The 2,600-nt window shown below is 31.3% G+C and carries 2 protein-coding genes; both read left to right on the forward strand.

Translation table 11 applies throughout. The annotated features are described in order from the left end of the window. Nucleotides 1-906, forward strand: a 906-nt coding sequence (locus AB2369_RS12835; RefSeq protein WP_367666867.1) for a M16 family metallopeptidase, incomplete at its 5' end; no start/stop codon positions are given. Between the two features lie 17 nt (nt 907-923). After that, nucleotides 924-2,600: single-stranded-DNA-specific exonuclease RecJ (gene recJ / locus AB2369_RS12840; protein ID WP_367666868.1), on the forward strand; the 1,677-nt coding region annotated here is incomplete at its 3' end.

A 2,600-nucleotide genomic window follows, 5' to 3' on the forward strand; every position in this document is an offset into this window, starting at 1 on the left:
CTATATAGCAGTATAGTTACAAAGCCATCTTTTAGTGAAGAAGGCTTTCAGGAAGAAAAACAGATCATAATTCAAGAGGCTATGGAGTGGAAAGAAGATTTAGAGCAGTATATTGAAGATGAACTTTTATATAATTGTTTTAAGAAAAGAAGAATTAAGGATATAATAATTGGAAGAGAAGAAGAATTAAAACATATAACCCTAGAGGAATTAAAGAGATTTTATAATGAACACTATATAGGAGAGAATATAGTCATATCATTTGTTACCTCTAAAGATAGAGATGAAATTATAGATATGGCTTCTAAAAGCTTTAGTCATATAAAAAAGGGAGAGAAATTAAAAGCTATAGACTTTAAGGAAGATATAAAAGAAGGAACTTATGAAAGGCATATAGAGGGATTAAAGGGGAGTAAGATTCTATATGCCTTTAATATAGGAGATCTTAATGAAAAAGAGTTAGAGGCTCTCTATATGTTTAATATGTTTTTTGGTGAGGGGGTAAGCTCTATCCTTTTTTCTAATATAAGAACTAGGGAAGGCTTAGCTTATGAGATAAAATCAAATATAAAATATGAAAAAGGTATTGGACTTTTTACTATATACGGAAGTACATCTAAGGAAAATGTATATAGGATGAAGGAAATTATAGATAATATAGTATTAAATATAAAAAATTATATAAATGATATAGGGGATTTAGAAATTTATAAAAAAAGACTTTTAATGAAGCTATCAGTTAATGAGGAAAGTTCTATAAGAAGAGCATTAAGACTTTGTGTTAATGATATAATGTTTAATACTGATCTTCATAAAAAAGAAATAATAAAAGAAGTTGATATAGATTATATACTAGGAGTTGTAGATAAAGTTTTTAAAAAGGGAGCAGTACAAATATTTAAGTAGTAAAGAAGAGGTTTTAAATGGAAAAATGGTTAGTTAGAAATATAAAGGCTGATTATAAGTTTTATAGTGAGTCCTTGAAAGTTGATGAGGTAATAGCAAGACTTCTTATAAATAGAGGAATAAATGATTTAAATGAGGCAAGGGAGTTTTTAAACCCAAGACTTGAAGATTTGAATCCACCATATCTTTTAGAAGATTTAACAAAAGCTGTAGAAATCATGAGAGATTCTATAGAGAAAAAAGAAAAGATTTTAATTGTAGGAGATTATGATGTAGATGGGGTCATAAGTACCTATATACTTTATAAAACATTAAAGACCTGTGGTGCTAATGTTAGTTATCATATACCTCATAGAATAACAGAAGGATATGGAATAAATATAGATATAATAAATAGGGCTAAGGAGGAAAGGGTAGATCTTATAATAACCTGTGATAACGGAATAGCAGCTCTAGATCAAATAAATCATGGCAAGAAGCTGGGCATGAAAATTATAGTTACAGATCACCATGATATAGCCTTTGTAGAAGAAAATAATAAAAGACGTTATGTTCTACCAAAGGCAGATGCAGTTATAAATCCTAAGAGAGAAGATTGTATGTATCCCTTTAAGAAGCTTTGTGGGGCAGGGGTTGCCTTTAAATTTTCATCCTTCTTATATGAAACCCTAGGTTTTCCGTCACAGTACTCTGAAGAGCTTTTAGAGTTTGCAGCCATTGCCACTGTTTGTGATGTGGTAGATTTAATTGGAGAAAATAGGGTCATAGTATCTAAGGGTTTAGAGAAGATAAATAATAGTAGTAACTATGGAATAAATGCTTTGCTTGATATAACGGGGCTTAGAGGAAAAGACATAGGTGCTTACCATTTAGGTTTTGTTATAGGACCTTGTATAAATGCTACAGGAAGGCTTGAAACGGCGGAGCTATCATTAAAACTTCTTATGAGTAATTCAAAGGAGGAAGGGGAGCTTTATGCTAAGAAACTCTTTGACTTAAATAAAGAAAGACAAGATATGACTAGTCACGGAGTGGAAAGAGCAATTGAGATGGTAGAGGAAGGTTCTAGGGATGATAAGGTTCTTGTTATATACATAGACGATATTCATGAGAGCATAGCTGGTATAATAGCAGGGCGTATAAAAGAAAGATATAATCTACCTACCTTTGTTATTACTAATGCCCATGAGGGTGCTAAAGGATCAGGCCGGTCTATAGAAGGGTACAACATGTTTGAGGAAATGCTAAAGTGCAAGGAAGTTATGGATAAGTTTGGGGGCCATCCTATGGCAGCAGGACTATCTTTAAAAACGGAAAATATTGATCTTCTTAGAAAGAAGATTAATGAGGTATGCACATTAAGAGAAGAAGATATAATTCCTAAAATAACACTAGATATGGCTTTAAAACCACAAGATATAAGTTTATCCTTAGTTAGAACCTTAGAAAAATTAGAGCCTTTTGGTAAGGGAAACTCTAAACCTATATTTGGAGCTAAAGGAGTAAAAGCTTTAAGAGGAAATCTTATGGGGAAGGATAAAAACTTTTTAAAGATTAAGTTAAGTTATGGAGATTCTTTCTTTGATGGGGTAATGTTTAATAAGGTTGACAATCTTATAGAAGATGTGGATAAAAAATATGGACAGGGAACCTTTGAAAAGTTTTTAAATGGGGATTTTTCTTTAGAGTTAGAT

Origin of the sequence: Clostridium sp. (assembly GCF_040797585.1) — a bacterium.
Taxonomy (GTDB): Bacteria; Bacillota; Clostridia; order Clostridiales; family Clostridiaceae; genus Clostridium_Z.